Here is a 19,940-nt window from a genome sequence, read left to right on the forward strand (position 1 = left end):
CTCGGGCCGAGCTGAACCGAGGGCCCAGCTGAGCTCGGCGGCCCAGCTGGGCCCCACCGCTCAGCTGGGCTCCGCAGTTCAGCTCGGCCCCTCGGTTCAGCTGAGCTCGGCGAAGGCCTCGACCGCGCGGGTCTTGCCGGTGACCACGATGACGTCGCCCTTGTCCACCACGGTCTCGGCGGTGGCGTAGGTGAAGTCCTCGCCGGGGCGCTTGATGCCGACGACCGTGACACCGTACGTGCTGCGCACCACGGACTCGCCGAGCGGGACGCCGGTGGCGACCTCCGGGGCGACGGTCTTGACCAGGGCGTAGTCGTCGTCGAACTCGATGAAGTCGAGCATCCGGCCGGTCACCAGGTGGGCCACGCGCTCGCCCATCTCGTGCTCGGGCAGGACGACGTGGTGGGCGCCGAGGCGCTCCAGGATCTGGCCGTGCTGACGGCTGATGGCCTTCGCCCAGATGTTGGGCACCCCGCCCTCGAGGAGGTTCGACGTGACCAGGATGGACGCCTCGATGTCGGTGCCGATACCGACGACGGCGCTGCTGAACTCGTGCACGCCGAGCTGCTGCAGCACCTCCATGTCGGTGCAGTCGGCGACGGCGGTGTGGGTGAGCGCGTCGCTGTTGCGCTGGACGAGCCGGGCGTCGGTGTCGATGCCCAGGACGTCCCAGCCGCGGCGCATCAGCTCATGGCCGAGCGAGCTGCCGAACCGGCCGAGGCCGATGACGGCGACCCGCTGCTCGCCGGGCTGGGCATAGCTGCCGGCCAGCCGCTTGCGGCGGCGTCGGCGCAGGGAGTGCAGGTAGTTACCCAATGACGGGTCGCTCCTCGGGTAGTTCGTAACGGCGGGTCCGCTCACGCAGGGCGAGCGCGGAGACAAGGGTGATCGGACCGATTCGGCCGACGAACATCAGCCCGATCACGATCAGATGCCCGATGGTCGGCAGGTCGGCGGTGATACCGGTGGACAGCCCCACCGTGCCGAACGCCGAGATGACCTCGAACAGCACGCCCTCGAAGGGCTCGTCGGCGACGGTCAGCAGGGCCATGGTGGCGCTGATCACCAGGCCGACGCCCAGCAGTGCCACGGTCAGCGCCTGGCGCAGGACGTGCGGTCCCAGTTTGCGGCCGAGGATGGCGGTGGTGGGTTCACCGCGGGTCTCCGCGACGATGGCGACGGCCAGCACCGCGAAGGTGGTGACCTTGATGCCGCCCGCGGTGCCCGCGCTGCCGCCGCCGATGAACATCAGGGCGCAGGTGAGCAGCAGCGTGGAGGCCTCCATGGCGCCGATGTCGATCGCGTTGAAGCCCGCGGTGCGGGACATCGCCGAGTGGAAGAAGCCGTTGAGGAGCTTCTCGGCCCAGTGCAAGGGGCCGAGGGTGCCCGGGTTGTTCCACTCCAGGGCCATCGTCAGGACGGTCCCGGTCAGCAGCAGCGCGACCGTGGTGACCACGGTCAGCTTGACGTGCAGCGACCAGGTCCGGTGGCCGGTGCGGCGGCGCCGGTTGCGGTGCCGCAGCAGTTCCAGGAGTACGGGGAAGCCGATGCCGCCGAGGATGACGGCGATGGCGACCGGCAGGGTGATCCAGGGGTCCGTGGCGAACTGGGTCAGGCTGTCGCCGTGCAGGCCGAAACCGGCGTTGTTGAACGCCGAGATGGCGTGGAAGACCCCGTGGTAGACGGCATCAGGGATGGCGTAGTCGTAGGCGAATCTCAGGCGCAGCGACAGGATCGCCGCGGTCGTGAGCTCCACGGCCAGGGTGGTTCCGGCGACACCGAGCAGCACCTTGCGTACGTCGCCGATGCCGAAGCTCTTGGTCTCCGCCTGCGCGGTCAGCTGCATCCGCAGCCGCAGCCGTCCCGAGATCAGCAGGGCGAGCAGCGAGGCCATCGTCATGATGCCGAAGCCGCCGACCTGGATCAGCCCGAGGATCACGCCCTGGCCGAATCCGGTCCAGTGCGTTCCGGTGTCCACCACCACCAGGCCGGTGACACAGACCGCGGATGTGGCGGTGAACAGGGCGTCCACCAGGCTGGTCGCGGCGCCGTCGACCGTCGCGAAGGGCAGGGCCAGCAGGACGGCGCCGAACAGGATGACGCCGCCGAAGGCCATCGCGAGCGTACGCGCGGGATGAGCCGTGAATACTGACGCCCACGCCCGTGGCGTGCGTGCCACCACTCGTTGACCCCTCTCGTATGTACATGCCGAACGTGCTGAACCGTTCCGGCCGCGACAACGATAGGCGGCCTAGCGTTAAGACCAGTCACCCGCCCCACGTGCGAACGTATTACTTACGGATTCCATACGCGATTCCTACGCGTCCTGGGCCGACCAGGCGACACGACTAAGCCGTCCGTGACCGTGGGCATACTCCATGTCATGACCACCCCACATCCCAACCCGCTGCGGCAACTCCCCCTCGACACCTTGCGGCTCCGTACGAGCATGAAGTGGCGCGCCTATCCGCCCGATGTACTGCCCCTGTGGGTGGCCGAGATGGATGTGCCGGTCGCCGAGCCGGTGGCGCGGGCGCTGGCGGACGCGGTCGCCATCGGGGACACCGGCTATCCGGCCGGGACGCCGTACGCCGAGGCGCTGGACGCGTTCGCCCGCGAGCGGTGGGGCTTCGACGGGGTGCGGGCCGAGCGTACGGCGATCGTGCCGGATGTGATGCTCGGGGTCGTCGAGGTGCTGAAGCTGTTCACCGGGCCCGGGGACGCGGTGGTGGTGAACTCCCCCGTGTACCCGCCGTTCTACGCGTTCGTGGAGCACATGGACCGGCGCGTCGTCGCGGCGCCGCTCAGCGCGGGGCGGCTCGACCTCGGCGCGCTGGAGTCGGCGTTCCGGCAGGCGGTGGCGGGCGGGCGGTCGGCCGCGTATCTGCTGTGCAGTCCGCACAATCCGACCGGGGCCGTGCACACCCGCGACGAGCTGGCCGATGTGGCGAAGCTGGCGCAGGCCTACCGGGTGCGGGTGGTTGTCGACGAGATCCACGCGCCGCTGGTACTGCCCGGCGCGACCTTCGTGCCGTATCTGTCGGTGCCGGGGGCCGAGGCGGGCATCTCACTGATGTCCGCGTCCAAGGCCTGGAACCTGGCCGGACTGAAGGCGGCCCTCGCGGTGGCCGGACCGGGCGCGACGGCGGATCTGGCGCGCATGCCGGAAGAGGTGAGCCACGGCCCGAGCCACCTGGGGATCATCGCCCACACGGCCGCGCTGCGGCACGGCGGCGGCTGGCTGGACGCGCTGCTCGCCGGTCTGGACGAGAACCGTCAGCTGCTGGCCGAGCTGCTGGCCCGTCAGCTGCCGGGTGTACGGCACCGGTCGCCGGAGGGTACGTACCTGGCATGGCTGGACTGCCGGGAGCTTGGCCTGGGGGACGATCCGGCCGAGGTCTTCCTGCGGCGCGGCCGGGTCGCACTCAGCGGCGGCACCCCGTTCGGGGCGGGCGGGGCCGGGCACGTACGGCTCAATCTGGCGACGTCACCCGAGCTGCTCACCGAGGCCGTACGGCGCATGGCCGCGGCGCTCGGCTGATCCGGTGTCGCCGTCACTGGCCCCTGTCACTGACTGCCACTGTCGCTGTCGCGTAGGGCGCAGGCCGCCGCGAAGCCCGGGGGTGCGGGTATGTCGGCGAGGGTCCAGCCGGGGAGCTGGATCGGGGAGGCTCCGGTGCCGACCACTGCGGTGCTGAACTCCTCGCTGGCGATGCCGTCCCCTCTGCCCTTGAGGTAGGCCTCCTTGCGGGTCCAGCAGCGGGCGAAGGCGGCCGCACGGGCGACGGGTGGCAGCGCTGCCAGCTCGGCTCGCTCCCGTGCGTGCAGCGCGGTGGCGACGTCGTTCACGACCTGGTCGTCGGGGAGCTGCTCGATGTCGACGCCCACCGGGCGGTCCGCGAAGCCGAGCAGGGCCAGGCCCCCGGTGTGCGAGAGCGAGAAGTGGATGGGGGTGCCGGGCACGGCGGGCCGTCCGTGCGGGCCGCCGCAGCCGGGGCAGTCTTCCCGTACGAACTCCAGCGCGGCCGGGTCCTCGTCCAGGTAGGCGCCGAGCAGGCGCCGCAGCGCGCCGTGCGAGGTGATGAACAACAGGCGGTCGCTCGCGCGCCGGAAGTCCGAGGCACGGGTCTGTTCCTCAGCGCTGAGCAGCGGCGCGTCCCGGTCGGCCGCCGCCTCGTCGGCGGACACCAGCCACAGCTGCGGCCAGGGTCCGGCCTCCTGCCCCGCCCCCACGGGCGTCCGCAGCCGCGCCCGGCGAAGCGCCGTCAGGGGCGGCGCCCCCACGAGCGGCCGCACACTCCTGGCCCGCACCTGTGCCGGCACCGATGCGGTATCCACGCGAACGCGGGGGCTGCCTGGCATACGTCGATCTCCTTGGAACCGGTGCGGGTGGGCGAGCTGGGAACTGTCCACGATGCCCCAGAGTGCCATGCCCACGGGACCACGTCAGGGGCCTGGGCCTGTTGGCCCGCACGGACCGGCCGGCGAAGGGTGTCCGATTCGTTCAAGACGCGTGGGCGGACGGCTGCCTACGGTGCCCGTATGACTGCTACTCCACGGACTGGTACTCCAGTGACCGCTACTCCGCGTTTTGATCTGATCGGCATCGTCGTCTCCGACATGGCCGCCTCGGTCGCCTTCTACCGTCGTCTGGGCCTCGTGTTCGCCGAAGGGGCCGATGACCAGCCGCATGTGGAGGCCGAGCTCGCGGGCGGGCTGCGGTTCGCGCTCGACCGTGAGGACACCGTCCGCTCGTTCCACCCCGACTGGCTGCCGCCGACCTCCGGGGGCCGGATCGGCCTCGCGTTCCTGTGCGAGAGCGGTCCTGACGTGGACGCGCGGTACGCGGAGCTGACCGACGCCGGGTACAAGGGGGTGCTCGCGCCGTTCGACGCCTTCTGGGGGCAGCGGTACGCGACCGTCGAGGACCCGGACGGGAACGGCGTGGACCTGTTCGCGCCGCTGGAGGCTACGGATCGGCAGTGAGCAGGTCCGTGAGGGGCACACCCGCCAAGTCGCGGAAGTCCCGCGCCAGATGGGCCTGGTCGGCGAAGCCCGCGGCCGCCGCGGTGTCCGCGTACGGCAGGCCCGCGCGGGCCAGTGCCAGGGCACGCTGCAGCCGCAGCACCCGGGCCAGGGTCTTGGGTCCGTAGCCGAACGCCGCCAACGAACGGCGATGCAGCCGACGTGCGCCGATGTCCGCACGGGCGGCCGTGTCGGCGACGCTCAGACCCGCGTTCAGATCGGCGGCGATCTGGCGGAGTTGCGGGTCAGGGGGACCGGTGTCGGCGGCCAGGCGGACGGCGAGGGCTTCGAGGCCGGAGGCAGGGTCGCCGGACGCGTCGATCCGTGCGGCGAGGCGGCGGGCCCTGGCGGACGGCCAGAGGTCCGCCAGGACGACGCGCTGGTCGCGCAGTTCGTGGGCGGGGACGCCCAGCAGGGCGGGCGCGGTGCCAGGGGCGAAGCGGATTCCGGCGATCATCTCGGCGGTCGCCGTGGTCCCCGGCCGGTAGGCGCGGGTGTCGGGCCCGGCGACCAGCAGCCGCCCGTCGACCCACAACAGGTCCATACAGCCGTCGGGCAGCACCGGGTAGGGCGCGGTGTCGTCGGTCCGGACCGTGCGGGTCCAGAGCACCGCGCCGTCGAGCCGGGACGGCCGCTCCCGGTAGCCGCCGCCGGGGACCGCGGCGCCGGGTTCCGAGGCACCGGGTTCCGCGTCCACCCTGCCCACGCTACGCCGCCGTGCCCGCCCGGTGTTCCTGAGGGCTGACCCCGTACACCCGCTTGAAGGCGTTGGACAGGGCGAAGGCACTGCCGTACCCGACCTGACGGGCGATCGCGCCGACCGTGTCGGTGGTGTCGCGCAGCCGGTCGGCGGCGAGCGCCAGGCGCCAGCCGGTCAGATACGCCATGGGCGGCTCCCCCACCAGCTCGTTGAAGCGACGGGCCAGCGCGGCCCGCGACACCCCGGCCTTGGCGGCGAGGTCCGCGACCGTCCAGGGGTGTGCCGGGTCGTCCTGGATCAGCCTCAGGGCCCGGCCCACGACGGGGTCGCCGAGCGCCGCGTACCAGGCGGGGGCCGCGGCGTCGGGGCGGGAGAACCAGGCGCGCAGGGTCGCGATCAGCGTCAGGTCGAGCAGCCGGTCGAGGACGACCTCCTGGCCCGGTTCGTCACGGGCGATCTCCTCGGCCAGCAGCGGCCCGAACGGGCAGTCCCATTCCTCGGCCGACAGCGACAGCAGCGGCGGGAGCGCGTCCAGGAGCCGGGCGTTGAGTTCACCCTGCAGTTGGTAGGTGCCGATCAGCGCCACCACGGAGCCGTCACTGCGGCCGCCCCAGGTACGGGTGCCGAGGTCGACGTAGTCCTTGATCTCCTGCCCGTCGGGGGTCGCGCAGCGCCCGCCTGGGTGGATCACCGCGCGCGGTGCGGTCGCCGGGTCGTCGGCGCAGAGGTACGGGTCCGGGCCGCGGGCGATCGCGATGTCGCCGGGGCGGATCCGCAGCGGCTCCCCCTGGTCGGGGACGAGCCAGGCGTCGCCGCGCGCCATGGTGATCACCGTCAGTGGTGCGCGGTCCTCGATCCGTACCGACCAGGGCGGGTCGAAGCACGCCCGGATCATGAAGGCGCCACGGGCGCGTGGGCCTTCGAGCAGACCTGCCAGAGCGTCCATGGCGGCCAGGGTAGCCGCGGCTCGGTGCTGCGCGTAGACGCGCGCTTATGCGAGTGAGCCTCTGGGCCATGGGCGCGCTCACCGTGCGGCGGTTCACTGGTGCCCATGACGAAGACGGAACGGCCGGAGCAGTCGGGGCGGTCGGAGCAGTCAGGGCAGTCGGAGCAGTTGGACGACCGGAAGGACGTGCGGGACATGAGGGAGACGCGGGACATGACAGTGCTGGTGACCGGTGGCTCGGGGCGGACCGGACGGCTGGTGGCCGAGTCGGCCGAAGCGGCCGGGCTCGGGGTGCGTGCGGTGTCGCGGTCCGCCGCGGTGCCCTTCGACTGGGAGGACAGGGCGACCTGGGCGGCCGCGCTGGACGGGGTGGACGCCGCCTATCTCGCGTACTACTCGGACATCGGCGCCCCGACGGCCGCCGACGCGGTCGGTGCGTTGGCGCGGCAGGCCGTGGCCAGCGGGGTGCGGCGGCTGGTGCTCCTCTCGGCGCGCGGCGAGGAGATGGCGCTGCCGGCGGAGCGGGCGCTGCGCGAGTCGGGGGCCGACTGGACGATCGTGCGGGGCAGTTGGTTCGCGCAGAACTTCAGCGAGGGGCCGCTGCTCGAGTTCGTGCGCGGCGGTGAACTGGCCTTCCCGGCCGGTGAGGTGCGCGAACCGTTCATCGACGCACGGGACATCGCCGATGTGGTGGTGGCCGCGCTGACCGAGGAGGGGCACGGCGGGCGGATCTACGACGTGACGGGGCCGCGGCTGCTGTCGTGGCGGGAGGCCGTGGCCGAGATCGCGCGGGCCACGGGGCGGGACATCCGGTATGTGCCGATGCCGATGGCGGACTACGCCGCCGTGATGACGGAGTTCGGGCTGCCGGGCCCGGAGGTGGCGTTCCTGACCGAGCTGTTCACGCACATGCTGGACGGGCACAACGCCCATCTGTCGGACGGGGTGCGGAAGGTGCTGGGGCGCGAGCCGCGGGACTTCACCGAGTTCGCACGGGAACAGGCGGCGGCCGGCACCTGGAAGGCGTGACCCCGGACGCCAGCCGGGCGGGAGCCGGGCGGGCGGGCGCGTCCCAGGCAAGGTCCGCCGGACAGGCCCTACTCCTCGTCGGCGATCTCCGCCACCCACCCGTACGGCAGCTCCCGGCCGTCGACGCTCACCGCTTCCACGGTGCGCGTCGCGGGGTCGATCTCCGCCGTGATCCCCTCGCCCTCGTAGCGCGGGTAGCCGGACTCCCCGGCCCGCCCGGTGGCCTCCACGGTCCCGGAGCGCAGCGCGGAACCGTGGTCGGGATGCCCCTCGGCATCGGTGAGCTGGGGCTTCAGCACGACGGTGAAACGACGCGGGGAGGGCCTCATGCTCCTGAGGTTAAGGGGCGGGGTGGTCGCCGCGCCTGTTTTGCGCGTCCTGGCTCCCGTTCGAGGCCTGGGGGGAAGTGGCGGCCGGGTCCTGGGGTGGCTTCGGCGGGTGGGGTTCGCTCTTGCGTTTGGTGGGTGTACGGAGTCGGCCGGTGACGTCCTCCGGGGGCAGGAACTGGGCCCAGCGCTCGGGGAACTCCGACGGCATGCCGGGGTCGTCCATACCCTCCACATCATCATCGTCGTCGTCCGGGTCGTTCGGGTCCCTGCCCGCCGCGCGGGCGGCGGCGGCCTTGGCGACGACCGCGGCGGCCGCGGCCTCCCGGGCGCGTTCGTTCGCGGCGCGTGCCGCGGCCGTGGCGATGGAGGGCCACACCCGGTCCACGGCGGCGTTCACCGCGGCACCGACCAGGACCGCGAAGGCCGAGACACCCATCCACAGCAGCACGGCGATGGGCGCGGCCAGCGAACCGTAGATGGAGGGACCACCGGGAGTGTCGATGGTCCGGGTCAGGTAGATGCGCAGCAGGAAGCTGCCCAGCACCCACAGGCCGAGCGCGACCAGCGCCCCTGGAACGTCCTCGACCCAGCGCGAGCGCACCGGCACCGAGACGTGGTAGAGCGTCGTCAGGAAGGCGGTGCCGAGCAGGCTGACGACCGGCCAGTACAGGACCCGCACCAGGCCCTCGCTCCAGGGCAGTATGTCCAGCACCCGGTCCGGGCCCGCCACCATCAGCGGCAGTGCGACCGAGCCGATCAGCAGCGCCATCACGAAGAGCAGGAACGCCAGGAGCCGGGTCTTGACGATGCCACGTACCCCGTCGAGTCCGTACATCACGGTGATCGTGTCGACGAAGACGGTCACCGCGCGCGAGCCCGACCACAGCGCGAGCAGGAAGCCTATCGAGATCACATCGGGCTTGGCGCCTTTCAGCACATCGTCGAGGATGGGCTGCGCGATGTCCTGGACGCCCTTTTCGGACAGGATCGTGCCCGCCGCCTCCAGGATGTTGGCCTCGACCGACTCGATCGTCTCGACTCCCACCCAGGCGTCGACATAGCCGAGCAGTCCGACCAGGCTGAGCAGCAGCGGGGGGACGGACAGCAGCGTGAAGAACGCGGCTTCGGCCGCGAGCCCGAGGATGCGGTACTCGATACAGGAGTTGACGGTGTCCTTCAGGAGCAGCCAGGCGGTCCTGCGTTTCGACACGTTCCGGTACAGCCGTCGGGCCCGGTGAAGCCGGCCCGACGGCCGCTCGGGAGTTTCGTTTGCCTGGTGCACCTCCTTACCGTAGCGGCATGACTCCCCCCACCCACACCGTGACCAACCAGGCTCCGCCGCTGGTCGGGTACGACGTGTTCACCGCGGACCGTGCTCTGGCCGAGAGCATGGCGCGGCATCTGCCGTCCGGACTACGCGACGCGGCGAGCGAGGAGCTGACCGCGCTGGGCCGCGCGGCGGGCTCGGCGCAGGCTCAGGAGTGGGGGAGACTGGCCAACGAGAATCCACCGAACCTCCACACCCATGACCGCTACGGGCACCGGATCGACGAGGTGGAGTTCCATCCCGCCTGGCACCGGCTGCTCGGGAAGGGCGTGTCCGCGGGGCTGACCGCGGCCTGGGACCGCGAGGGCGGGCATGTGCGCAGGGCCGCCGCCTTCCTGGTGTGGAGCCAGGTGGAGGCGGGGCACACCTGCCCGCTGTCCATGACGCACGCGGCCGTGCCCGCTCTGCGGAGCTCACCCGGGCTGGCGGCCGAGTGGGAGCCGCGGCTCACCTCGCGGGTGTACGACGCCGGGCTGCGGCCCGCGGCGGACAAGGCCGGGGCGCTGTTCGGGATGGGCATGACGGAGAAGCAGGGCGGCAGCGACGTACGGGCGAACACCACGCGGGCGGTGCCGCTGGCCGAAGCGGGTGATGCGGGGACCTATCTGCTCACCGGGCACAAGTGGTTCTGCTCCGCTCCGATGTCGGACGGCTTCCTGGTGCTCGCGCAGGCGCCCGGCGGGCTGAGCTGTTTCCTGGTGCCGCGGGTGCTGGCGGACGGCTCCCGGAACGTCTTCGCGATCCAGCGCCTGAAGGACAAGCTGGGCAACCGGTCCAACGCGTCCGCCGAGGTGGAGTTCGACGGCACCTGGGCCCGGCTGGTGGGCGAGGAAGGGCGCGGGGTGCGCACCATCATCGAGATGGTCGCGGCCACCCGGCTCGACTGTGTACTCGGCTCCGCCGCGCTGATGCGGCAGGCCGTGGCGCAGGCCGTGCACCACACCGCGTACCGGAGCGCGTTCGGCGGCGTACTGATCGACAAGCCGCTGATGCGCAACGTACTGGCCGATCTGGCGCTGGAGTCGGAGGCGGCGACGGTGCTCGGTCTGCGGCTCGCGGCGGCGTACGACGACGGCGGTGAGGACGAGCGGGCGCTGCTGCGGCTCGCGGTGCCGGCCGCCAAGTACTGGGTGACCAAGCGGTGTACGCCGCTGGTGGTCGAGGCGCTGGAGTGTCTGGGCGGCAACGGCTACGTGGAGGAGTCCGGGATGCCGCGGCTGCTGCGCGAGTCACCGCTCAACTCGATCTGGGAGGGCTCAGGCAACGTACAGGCGCTGGACGCGCTACGGGCGTTGCAGCGCGAACCGCGGGCGCTGAACGCGTATCTGCGGGAGGTCGGGCGGGCGCGCGGCGCCGATCACCGGCTGGACGGTGCGATCAAGGACCTGCTGACCGAACTGGCCGACCTGGAGGGGGTCGAGGCGCGCGCCCGGCGTGTGGTCGAGCGGATGGCGCTGGTGCTGCAGGGCTCGCTGCTGGTGCGGTTCGCGCCGCCCGAGGTGGCCGACGCGTTCTGCGCCTCGCGGCTCGGCGGGGACTGGGGCTCCGCATTCGGCACACTGCCGCACACGCTGGACCTGGCGTCCGTCGTCGAGCGGGCGCGGGCGGTGGCTTGAAACAAGCGGGCCCAAACGGGCATCGCCCGGACATAAGTGGCGAGGGTGGTGCTGCGCCGACACGGCACCACCCTCGCTCTCAAGCCCCGTTGTCAGGAGCACGAACACCGCAGAAGCGGCGTTGCCATCAGTTTCGGTCAACCGCTCGGGTGTTCGCCAGGGTTGCAGGAGGTCGCGGCTGCTGCGCAGCGGTCTTGACCCCGACCACGATTTCCGGACACGGCTGCTGGCCCGCGAGGACGTCGAGAAGCGCCGCCGCGGCTCCCCGCTGCACAGCGTTCTGCCGTTGCCGCGCGAGGGGTTGGTGTCGATGGCGGACGCCGCGCAGCACATCATGGTGGTCGCGGACGCCGATGGCCGGGTGCTGTGGCGCGAGGGCAGCTCCGCGGTGCTGCGGATGGCCGATGCCCACGGCTTCGAACTCGGCGCCGACTGGAGCGAGTCCACAGCCTGCCCGGCACGGCCCCGCGCGGACCGACAGGGATCGGCGGGGGTCGGCGGAGATCGGCGCCTAGTCGCTCCAGCTCGACCCCATGGCGGTCAAGGTGGCGCTCTTGATGTGGAGTTCACCCCCGTCGGCGGCGAACTCGACCCCGTCGGACTCCTGGTAGCGCGGGTAGACGCGGGCGGTGAGCGCCTCGCCGTCGCCGGTGAAGACCTCTACGGACGAGCGGTCGATCAGGACGTCGAGTGAGAGGGTGCCGTCCGCGGCGGGCGCCACCCGTGTGGTGTAGCTGTCCGCGGTGCCGTACCCGGACCCGGCGGTGTCCAGGGTGAGGGTGCCGGCTGACTTCCGGTAGCGCAGCTCGGTCGCCTCGGCGCCGCCCGGTGCCGCCTTGAGGCGGACGGTGACGGTGTCGGCGGTGGTGGCGTTCAGATCGAGTACGGCCTTCAGGCGTGCGGTGTCACCGCGGCCGAGCCGCCAACCGCCCTTCACCTTCTTGTCCTTGACGCTGGCGATGGTGTCCTTCTCCAGGGTGTCGGCCTCCTTGACCGGCCGCTGTCCGAGCCCGCCGTCGGGGCGCAGGAACAGCTCGCGGTGGAGGGTCTGGGCACCGGCCCAGCCGTTGACGCGGGTCGGCTCCTTGACGTTCCAGTCGCTCATCCAGGCCGTCATCAGGCGCCGCCCGTCGCCGGTGCGGTAGCTCTGGGCGGCATAGCTGTCGCCGCCGCCGTCGAGGACGCCGTGCCGGTCGGCGGTGAACTTCCCGCCGTCGTACGACCCGACGGCGTAGCGCTGGACCGACTCGCCGCCCTCGTTGGTGGAGTAGAGCAGTACCCAGGTCCCGTCGTCGCCCAGCGGGAAGAGGTCGGGGCACTCCCACATCGCCCCGGTGCTCTCGTCGCCTTCGGTGAGCACGCCCTCGTACGTCCACGCGCGCAGATCGTCCGAGGCGTAGAGATGGACTCTGCCGCGCCCGCCGTCGCCCGAACCGACCACCATCTTCCAGCGGTTGTCGGCCGGATCGCGAAAGACCTTGGGGTCGCGGAACCCCGCCCCCGACCCGGCGGGCGGCTCGGCGACGGCCTCCCTGGGCGCGCCGAAGCGCACGCCGTCCGTGCTGGTGGCGATCTCGACCGTCTCGGGTTTCGCGCCCGGGTGGGCTTCGGTGTCGGTGAAGCGCGTGTACGCGACGGTCAGGTTGCCGTCGTCGTCCTCGACGGCACTGCCGCTGAAGATCCCGGAATTGTCGGTGGGAGTCGCGGGCGGGGCCGGGGTGAGCGCGATGGGGAGCTCACGCCAGCGCACGGCGTCGGGGCTGTCGGCGTGTGCCCAGTGCATCGGGCCCCAGAGGGGCGCGTCCGGATAGTGCTGGCTGAACAGGTGGTGGCGGCCGCGGAACTGGACCACCCCGTTGGGGTCGTTGATCCAGCCCTGGTACGGCGTGTAGTGGAACTGCGGGCGCAGCGCGTCGGCCGCGTACTGGTGCCCGGTGGGCTGGTTGGCCTGGCCGAGGGTGCGGAAGGTCAGCCCGTTGTCGTCCTGGTCCGGGTCGCCGCCAACGGGATCGTTCGGGGTGCGGACGTCGTCGAGGTTGATATGGCCCCAGCCGCCGGTCTTGCGGTCGACGACCTCCAGGTGGACGGCCTGGCCCCGCCATCGCCCGGTGTCCCAGACGATGCGGACGTACGCCTCGTCGTCCATGCCGGTCTGCTTGAGGAGTTGCCTGCCGTCGCTGTCCCGGACGAGGGCGACGTACAGCCGGTCGGGGTCCCAGCCGCCGGCGATCGCGAAGCTCATCCGGGAAGGGGCGGCGAACGACGAGGAGGTGAGGGTGCCGGTGGCGTCGTCGCCCTCCGCGGCGTGGCCCCAGAGGTGGTAGCGCCCCTTGTGGTGGAAGGGGCCTCCCCAGTAGGTGTCGGTGTCGCTGACGGCGCCGGGCCCGAAGGCGTCGCCGGTGGCGGTCCAGCCGGTGAGATCTCCGGTCTCGAAGCCCGGGTTGACCGGGCCGGTGGCCTTGGGGCCACGGGGTGCGTCGGGTGCGCGGTGCGCCAGGGTATTCGCGCTGGCGGGGGCGGTTGCGGCGACGAGCAGTGCCGCGATGGCGATCAGGTTCGGTGCTGTCCAGCGGCTCATCTGGATGGCCTCCGTTGCCAACTCGTTGCGAGCGAAGGGCATTGACGTGACTCGCGGCGGAGTCCATCATCCTGCCCAGTCGATGTCAACGTTGACATATGTCAACGCTGTCACCTCTCTGTGCCGCGAGGAGCCGCGCCATGAAGCGCACCGTTCGCACCACCGCCAGCACGCACCACACCACCGCCAACACGCCCCACACCAACGCCCGTTCCGCCCGCGCGACCCTGCCCCTCACCGCCTGCGCCCTGTCCGCGGCCCTGCTGCTCAGCGCCTGCGGTGAGGGCTCCCAGGGGTCTTCGGGAAGCGAGGGTGAGGGCGAGGTCAAGGTCGGGCTGATCACCAAGACCGACACCAACCCGTTCTTCGTCAAGATGAAGCAGGGCGCCGAGCGCGCCGCGAAGGAGTCAGGAGCCGAACTCTCCACGGCTGCGGGCAAGTTCGACGGCGACAACGAAGGCCAGGTGACGGCCATCGAGAACATGGTCGCCGCCGGTGTACGGGGCATCCTGATCACTCCGAACGACTCCAAGGCGATCGTGCCCGCCGTCAAGCAGGCCCGCGCCAAGGGCGTTCTGGTCATCGCGCTCGACTCGCCGACCGAGCCGCAGGATGCCGTCGACGCCCTGTTCGCCACCGACAACCACAAGGCGGGCGAACTGATCGGCCAGTACGCCAAGGCCGCGATGGAGGGGAAGGACGCGAAGATCGCGACCCTGGACCTCGCCCCCGGAGTCGCCGTCGGCCAGTTGCGCCACGACGGATTCCTCAAGGGCTTCGGCATCAAGAAGGGCGACCCGTCGATCGTCTGCTCCCAGGACACCGGAGGCGACCAGTCCAAGGGCCAGACGGCGATGGAGAACTGTCTGCAGAAGGCCCCGGATGTCAACGTCGTCTACACCATCAACGAGCCCGCCGCGCTCGGCGCCCACACCGCGCTCAAGGCCAAGGGCCGCGACAAGGACGTACTGATCGTCTCGGTGGACGGCGGCTGCACCGGAACCAAGGCCGTCAAGTCCGGGAAGATCACGGCTACTTCGCAGCAGTACCCGCTGGCCATGGCGGCCGAGGGGGTGGAGGCCGTCGTCGCCTACGCCAAGGACGAGTCCAAGAAGCCCCAGGGCTATGTCGACACGGGGGTCCGGCTCATCACGGACCAGCCGGTCGGCGGCGAAGAGGCCAAGGACACGGCGTACGGCCTGGAGAACTGCTGGGGCTGAGCCCGGCCCCGTACCACCGCCCCGTACCACCGCACACACCCCGGGCCCACAGCCACGAGCCCACAGCCCACAGCCCTCAGCCCCAGCCCTCAGCCCTCAGCCCTCAGCCCTCAGCCACGAGTCAAGGGAGCCCCTGACCCATGAGCACCGCCACCGCGCCGCCGCGTGAGGCGCCGTCACCACCCCCGGCGCACCGCGGCCCGGACTGGCGCGCCCTGTCCACCCACCCCACCGCCGGACCCCTGGTCGCACTGCTCGCCGCCTGCGTCTTCTTCTCGTTCCAGAGCGAGCAGTTCCTCTCCGGCGGCAACCTCTCGCTCGTCGTCCAACAGGTCATGGTCGTCGGCACCCTGGCGCTCGGCCAGACCCTGATCATCCTCACCGCCGGTATCGACCTCTCCTGCGGCGCGGTGATGGCGTTCGGCACGATCGTGATGGCCAAGCTCGCGGCCGAGGGGACCCTGCCGCCGCTGGTCGCCATCGCCGCCGGGATCGGGGTGTGCGCCCTGTTCGGGCTGACCACCGGCGCCCTGGTGACCTACGTCAGACTGCCGCCGTTCATCGTGACGCTCGGCATGCTCAACATCGCCTTCGCGCTCACCCACATCTACTCGGACGAGCAGACGATCACGGACCTGCCGGGCACGCTCACCGGTCTGGGCGAGACCTTCCCGCTGGGCAGCACCGACATCACCTACGGCTCGGTGCTGACCATCGTGCTGTTCCTGATCCTGGCCTACGCGCTGGGGCAGACCGCCTGGGGCAAGCACACCTACGCCCTGGGCGACAATCCCGACGTGGCGCGGCTGACCGGTATCCGCACCACCCGCCTGCGGCTCGGCATCTACACCCTCGCCGGGCTCATCTACGGCGTCGCGGCGCTGCTCCTGGTGTCCCGTACCGGAGTCGGCGACCCGAAGGCGGGCCAGACCGACAACCTGGACGCGATCACCGCGGTGGTACTCGGTGGAACGTCGCTGTTCGGCGGCCGGGGCGTGGTGCTCGGCACGCTGATCGGGGCGCTGATCGTCGGCGTCTTCCGCAACGGCCTGCAGCTGATGGGCGTCGGCTCGATCTACCAGACCCTGATCACCGGCGCGCTGGTGATCCTCGCCGTGACCGCCGACCAGATCTCCCGCAGGAAGGCCAGCCGATGACCACTCCCGTTCTGCGGGCCCGTGGGCTCGTCAAGCGCTACGGACATGTCACCGCCCTGGACGGCGCCGACTTCGACCTGCTTCCCGGCGAGGTGCTCGCCGTCATCGGCGACAACGGCGCCGGGAAGTCCAGCCTGATCAAGGCCCTGACCGGGGCACTCCAGCCGGACGAGGGCAGCATCGAGGTCGACGGCGAGCCGGTGCGCTTCCGCGGCCCGCTGGACGCGCGGCGGTACGGCATCGAAACCGTCTACCAGGACCTCGCGGTCGCCGCGTCGCTCGATATCGCCTCGAACATGTTCCTCGGCCGGGAGGTGCGCAGGAAGGGGCCGCTCGGCAGCGTCCTGCGGATGCTCGACAAGAAGCGGATGCGGGAGGAGTCGGCGGCCCACATGGCCGAGTTGAAGATCGGGCTGCGCTCGCTGACCCAGGCCGTCGAGACCCTTTCCGGCGGTCAGCGGCAGGGGGTTGCGGTGGCCCGCGCGGTCGCCTGGGCGCGCCATGTGGTGGTGATGGACGAGCCGACCGCCGCGCTCGGCGTCAAGGAGTCGGGGCAGGTACTGGACATGATCAGGCGGGTCCGGGACCGCGGCCTTCCGGTGGTGCTGATCAGCCACAACATGCCGCATGTCTTCGAGATCGCGGACCGTATCCACGTCCAGCGCCTGGGGCGCAGGGTGGCGCAGATCAGGCCCGAGGACCACTCGATGGCCGAGGTGGTGGCCATCATGACCGGGGCTCTGCAGGTCGACGAGCCGGGCGGCGGTACGGTCGTGGCGGACGTGGAAGCCGCACAGGCGGTCGGCGTGAACGAATAGCGTGAACGAGTAGAAGGTGCGGGGACGATGGCGAGCACCCGGCGGCCGACCCTGGCCGATGTGGCCGAGCGGGTCGGCGTGAGCGCGAAGACCGTGTCCCGGGTGCTCAACGAGGACGGTCCGGTCTCCGAAGCGACCCGCGCCAAGGTGCTCGCCGTCGTCGAGGAGCTGGGCTTCAGGCCCAACCTCATGGCGCGCAACATGCGGGTGGGCGGGCGGGACTCCACCATCGGCCTGGTCGTGCCCGACATGGGCAATCCGTTCTTCGGGACGGTCGCGGGTGGCGTCGAGGACGTCGTACGCGACCGGGGGCTCACCCTGNGCGAGCGTGCGTGCCGGGCGTCGGGGCGCAGGCGGGGGTTCAAAGACAGGCTCTGACGGGGGCAACCGCCAGGGGGCCTGCCCTCAGGCCCCGACGGCCGCCAGCGCCGGAACGCGCGCCTCGTCGTACCTGGCCAGCAGCAGCCGCGCCAACTCCGGCGCCGGGCCCAGCACATCGGCCAGTACGTCGGCACCGGCCTCGCGGGCACCGCGCGCGATACGGTCCGGCAGGAAGCCGGGCGCGATGACATACGGTGCGACCGCGACCCGGCGCGCACCGGCGGCGCGCAGCTCCCGCACGGCGTCCTCGGTACGGGGCAGGGATGCGGAGGCGAACGCAGGCCGCACGGCACACCAACCGGTGCGCCGCCACTCCCGCGCGATTTCAGCGATCACTGCGATCGCCTCCGGGTCTGTGGAGCCCGCCGAGGCCAGCACGACCCCGGTCGAGCTTCGCTCGCCTGGCGTGAGCCCGGCGTCGTACAGCCGTCGCTCCAACGCGTCCTGGAGCAGCGGCGAGGGCCCGAGCACCTCGGCCTGCCGTACGTTCAGCCGCGGCAGCCGGGCGGTGGCCTCGTGCAGTACGGCGGGGATGTCGGCCTTGGCGTGGAAGGCGCGGGTCAGCAGGAGCGGCAGGGCGACCACGTCGCGTACGCCGTCGGCGGCGAGGCGCTGAAGGACCTGCGGGACGGTCGGCGCGTTGAAGTCCAGGAAGCCGGTCTCCACGCGCAGGCCGGGGCGCTGCGCCCGCACCCGGCGCACCAGGGCCTGCACCGTCGCGGCGTGCCGCGGGTCGCGGCTTCCGTGGGCGATCAGGAGGAGTACGGGCTGACGCATCGGTTGAGTCCTCCCGTTCAGTTCCGTGCGGCGGCCAGGCCGCGACTGTGCAGCACCCGGCGCTCCAGCGGGGCGAAGACGGCCGACTCGACCAGGACGCCGACAGCCAGGATCAGCAGCACCGCGGCGAGCACCAGGCTCAGTTCGCCGCTCTGCTTGCCCGCGTCGAGCATCCGGCCGATGCCCGGCAGCGGGGTCGCGGTGATCAGCTCGGCGGTCATCAGCGCCCGCCAGCCGAAGGTCCAGCCCTGGCGCAGGGCGGTGACCAGTCCGGGCAGCGCGGCCGGTACGAGCACATGGAGCGCGCCCCTGACCCCGGAGGCGCCCATCGACTGTCCGGCCCGCAGCAGCAGCGGCGGCACCTGGTCGACGGCCGCCATCACGCCGACGGCGATCGAGGGCACCGCGCCGAGCAGCACCACCGCGTACACCGCGCCCTCGGAGTCGCCGAGTGCGATCACGGCGACCGGCACCAGGGCGGCCGCGGGCAGCGACTGGATGGCGGACAGGATCGGGCCGAGGACGGTACGCAGCGGGGTGACGCGGGTGAGCAGCAGGCCCAGCGGTACGCCGATGGCGGCGGACGCGCCGAAGCCGACCAGGCAGCGCAGCAGGCTGTGCCCGAGGCCCGGCAGCAGGGTGCCGTCGGACCAGGCGTCGGCGAGCTGACCCCAGACCGCGGCCGGGGAGGGCAGCGTCTGGGACCAGTTGAGCGCGTGGGCGAGCTGCCACAGGACCAGGACCGTGGCGATGGCGATCAGCGGCGGCCCCGCCTTGGCGAGCACCCGTCGGTAGGCGGCGGACGCGGCGGACGGCGTGGGGGTCTCCAGGGCGTCCAGGCCTGAGGCCATCTCGTCGACGGAGTCGGCCGGGGTGGCTGGGCTGGCCGGAGTGGCCTGGGTGGAGGGGGTGGCGGGATCGCCCAGGTCAGCCGGACCCGTGGGGCCAGCCGGAACCGTGGGCTCGGCGGTATCCGTAGGGTCCGCGGTATCCGTGGGGTCCGCGGTCGCCGCGCCCGCGTTCTCGCCCCGCCCGTGGTGCGGCGTGGCGTCAGTGGCGGGCATGGCGAACGATCTCCTCGTGCAGATGGCCGGTGACCTCGCGGGCGAGGTCGGTGACCTCGACGTCCTCGATCCGGCGCGGATACGGAATGTCGACTTCCCACTCGCGGGCGATACGGCCGGGGCGGGAGCCGAGCAGCACCACACGCTGGCCGAGCCGTACGGCCTCGCGGACGTTGTGGGTGACGAACAGGACGGTCAGCTTGCGCTCGGACCAGACGCGGGTGAGCTCGTCGTGCAGCAGGTCCCGGGTGATCGCGTCCAGCGCGGCGAACGGCTCGTCCATCAGCAGGACCTCACTGCCCTGGGCGAGCGCCCTGGCCAGCGCGACCCGCTGCCGCATCCCGCCGGACAGCTGGTGCACCCGCTTGCCGTAGGCGTCCGGGAGCCGCACCAGGCGCAGCAGCTCCTGGGCCTGCTCGCGCCGCTCGGCCTTGGCGACCCCGGCGAGCCGCAGGGCCAGTTCGATGTTCCGCCCGGCGCTCAGCCAAGGGAACAGGGCGTGGTCCTGGAACATCAGCGCGGGCCGCCCGAACGGCACCTGGACGCTGCCCTGCGAGGGCTGGTCCAGGCCCGCGACCAGGTTGAGCAGCGTGGACTTGCCGCAGCCGGACGCGCCGAGCAGGCACAGGAACTCTCCGGGCGCGACATCGAGCCGGATGTCGTCGAGCACCAACTGCGGTGCGCTCGGGGAGCCGTAGGACTTCGACACATGGTCCAGGCGTACGGCATAGCCACCGGAGGCGTCGGCGCCACTTTGGGCGTCGATGCGGTCCAGCACGGGCGGGGCGGTCAGTTCGGCGGTCACGGGAGGCGGTCCTCTCGTCGAGCCGGTCCGCCCCTCAGGGCGGCTACGGCTGGTCGGCGGGGCGGGGACTGCGGTGGCACATATACGGCGGCAGCGGAGTTACGGGCGGCATCGCGCCACTCCCCCGGTGCCTGCGCCCAGGCGGCCGCTGCCGATGCGGCCGCCCTC

Annotated in this window: 18 protein-coding genes and 2 pseudogenes; 9 read left to right on the forward strand and 11 right to left on the reverse strand. The window is 71.9% G+C overall.

Going from position 1 to position 19,940, the window contains the following annotated elements:
- Positions 1-96: 96 nt before the first annotated feature.
- Positions 97-816 carry a potassium channel family protein gene (locus U9R90_RS06890; RefSeq protein ID WP_411055493.1) on the reverse strand — a complete coding sequence of 240 codons (720 nt, stop codon included), beginning with the start codon at positions 814-816 and terminating at the stop codon, positions 97-99.
- Positions 809-2,116 carry a TrkH family potassium uptake protein gene (locus U9R90_RS06895; RefSeq protein ID WP_411055494.1) on the reverse strand — a complete coding sequence of 436 codons (1,308 nt, stop codon included), beginning with the start codon at positions 2,114-2,116 and terminating at the stop codon, positions 809-811. Before U9R90_RS06895 ends, U9R90_RS06890 begins: the two co-directional genes overlap by 8 nt.
- A 267-nt stretch (positions 2,117-2,383) precedes the next feature.
- Between U9R90_RS06895 and U9R90_RS06900 the strand changes: the two genes are divergently transcribed.
- Positions 2,384-3,541, forward strand: a complete 1,158-nt coding sequence (locus tag U9R90_RS06900; RefSeq protein ID WP_411055495.1) for a MalY/PatB family protein — start codon at positions 2,384-2,386, stop codon at positions 3,539-3,541.
- A 26-nt stretch (positions 3,542-3,567) separates the two neighbouring features.
- On the opposite strand, the gene U9R90_RS06905 is transcribed toward U9R90_RS06900, so the two are convergent.
- A complete protein-coding gene (locus U9R90_RS06905) occupies positions 3,568-4,362 on the reverse strand; it encodes a 4'-phosphopantetheinyl transferase family protein (RefSeq protein ID WP_411055496.1) in 795 nt (264 codons plus the stop codon).
- A gap of 180 nt (positions 4,363-4,542) precedes the next feature.
- Here U9R90_RS06905 and U9R90_RS06910 point away from each other — a divergent pair, with 180 nt between their 5' ends.
- Positions 4,543-4,986, forward strand: a complete 444-nt coding sequence (locus U9R90_RS06910) for a VOC family protein (RefSeq protein WP_411055497.1) — start codon at positions 4,543-4,545, stop codon at positions 4,984-4,986.
- Here U9R90_RS06910 and U9R90_RS06915 read toward each other — a convergent pair.
- Both U9R90_RS06915 and U9R90_RS06920 read right to left on the reverse strand, forming a co-directional pair.
- Complete coding sequence (locus tag U9R90_RS06915; RefSeq protein ID WP_411055498.1) at positions 4,970-5,722, reverse strand: helix-turn-helix domain-containing protein; 753 nt, start codon at positions 5,720-5,722, stop codon at positions 4,970-4,972. The genes U9R90_RS06910 and U9R90_RS06915 overlap by 17 nt on opposite strands.
- Before the next feature lie 10 nt (positions 5,723-5,732).
- Positions 5,733-6,671 (reverse strand): AraC family transcriptional regulator, encoded by a 939-nt coding sequence (locus U9R90_RS06920; protein WP_411055499.1) that lies wholly within the window; start codon positions 6,669-6,671, stop codon positions 5,733-5,735.
- A gap of 195 nt (positions 6,672-6,866) precedes the next feature.
- On the opposite strand from U9R90_RS06920, the gene U9R90_RS06925 reads away from it, so the two are divergent.
- Positions 6,867-7,700 carry an NAD(P)H-binding protein gene (locus tag U9R90_RS06925; protein ID WP_411057664.1) on the forward strand — a complete coding sequence of 278 codons (834 nt, stop codon included), beginning with the start codon at positions 6,867-6,869 and terminating at the stop codon, positions 7,698-7,700.
- 68 nt (positions 7,701-7,768) lie between these two features.
- Here U9R90_RS06925 and U9R90_RS06930 read toward each other — a convergent pair whose 3' ends face one another.
- Positions 7,769-8,029 (reverse strand): hypothetical protein, encoded by a 261-nt coding sequence (locus U9R90_RS06930; RefSeq protein ID WP_411055500.1) that lies wholly within the window; start codon positions 8,027-8,029, stop codon positions 7,769-7,771.
- A gap of 10 nt (positions 8,030-8,039) precedes the next feature.
- On the reverse strand, positions 8,040-9,311 hold the full coding sequence (locus U9R90_RS06935; RefSeq protein WP_411055501.1) for a YihY/virulence factor BrkB family protein: 1,272 nt from the start codon (positions 9,309-9,311) through the stop codon (positions 8,040-8,042).
- Positions 9,312-9,328: 17 nt separating this feature from the next.
- Here U9R90_RS06935 and U9R90_RS06940 point away from each other — a divergent pair, with 17 nt between their 5' ends.
- Positions 9,329-10,972, forward strand: a complete 1,644-nt coding sequence (locus U9R90_RS06940; RefSeq protein ID WP_411055502.1) for an acyl-CoA dehydrogenase family protein — start codon at positions 9,329-9,331, stop codon at positions 10,970-10,972.
- Between the two features lie 175 nt (positions 10,973-11,147).
- Positions 11,148-11,417 (forward strand): annotated as a pseudogene (locus tag U9R90_RS06945) (transcriptional regulator); the annotation flags it as partial.
- A gap of 66 nt (positions 11,418-11,483) precedes the next feature.
- Here U9R90_RS06945 and U9R90_RS06950 read toward each other — a convergent pair.
- Complete coding sequence (locus tag U9R90_RS06950; RefSeq protein ID WP_411055503.1) at positions 11,484-13,550, reverse strand: glycoside hydrolase family 32 protein; 2,067 nt, start codon at positions 13,548-13,550, stop codon at positions 11,484-11,486.
- A gap of 140 nt (positions 13,551-13,690) precedes the next feature.
- Between U9R90_RS06950 and U9R90_RS06955 the strand changes: the two genes are divergently transcribed.
- From U9R90_RS06955 to U9R90_RS06970, 4 genes and pseudogenes are all read left to right on the forward strand, one after another.
- A complete protein-coding gene (locus tag U9R90_RS06955) occupies positions 13,691-14,770 on the forward strand; it encodes a sugar ABC transporter substrate-binding protein (protein ID WP_411055504.1) in 1,080 nt (359 codons plus the stop codon).
- Between the two features lie 140 nt (positions 14,771-14,910).
- A complete protein-coding gene (locus U9R90_RS06960; protein WP_411055505.1) occupies positions 14,911-15,927 on the forward strand; it encodes an ABC transporter permease in 1,017 nt (338 codons plus the stop codon).
- Positions 15,924-16,745, forward strand: a complete 822-nt coding sequence (locus tag U9R90_RS06965) for an ATP-binding cassette domain-containing protein (RefSeq protein WP_411055506.1) — start codon at positions 15,924-15,926, stop codon at positions 16,743-16,745. Before U9R90_RS06960 ends, U9R90_RS06965 begins: the two co-directional genes overlap by 4 nt.
- 27 nt (positions 16,746-16,772) lie before the next feature.
- A pseudogene (locus tag U9R90_RS06970) lies at positions 16,773-17,066 on the forward strand (LacI family DNA-binding transcriptional regulator); the annotation flags it as partial.
- Between the two features lie 84 nt (positions 17,067-17,150).
- Here U9R90_RS06970 and U9R90_RS06975 read toward each other — a convergent pair.
- The 3 genes from U9R90_RS06975 to U9R90_RS06985 are packed head-to-tail and all read right to left on the reverse strand — an operon-like array spanning position 17,151 to position 19,745.
- A complete protein-coding gene (locus U9R90_RS06975; protein ID WP_411055507.1) occupies positions 17,151-17,903 on the reverse strand; it encodes a sirohydrochlorin chelatase in 753 nt (250 codons plus the stop codon).
- 17 nt (positions 17,904-17,920) lie between these two features.
- The gene (locus tag U9R90_RS06980; protein WP_411055508.1) at positions 17,921-18,967 is read right to left on the reverse strand and encodes an ABC transporter permease subunit; all 1,047 of its coding nucleotides are present in this window, start codon (positions 18,965-18,967) and stop codon (positions 17,921-17,923) included.
- A complete protein-coding gene (locus U9R90_RS06985) occupies positions 18,954-19,745 on the reverse strand; it encodes an ABC transporter ATP-binding protein (RefSeq protein ID WP_411057665.1) in 792 nt (263 codons plus the stop codon). The genes U9R90_RS06980 and U9R90_RS06985 overlap by 14 nt, the downstream gene beginning before the upstream one ends.
- Positions 19,746-19,940: the final 195 nt, after the last annotated feature.

It is taken from the genome of Streptomyces sp. E11-3 (assembly GCF_046540415.1).
Classification (GTDB): Bacteria; Actinomycetota; Actinomycetes; order Streptomycetales; family Streptomycetaceae; genus Streptomyces.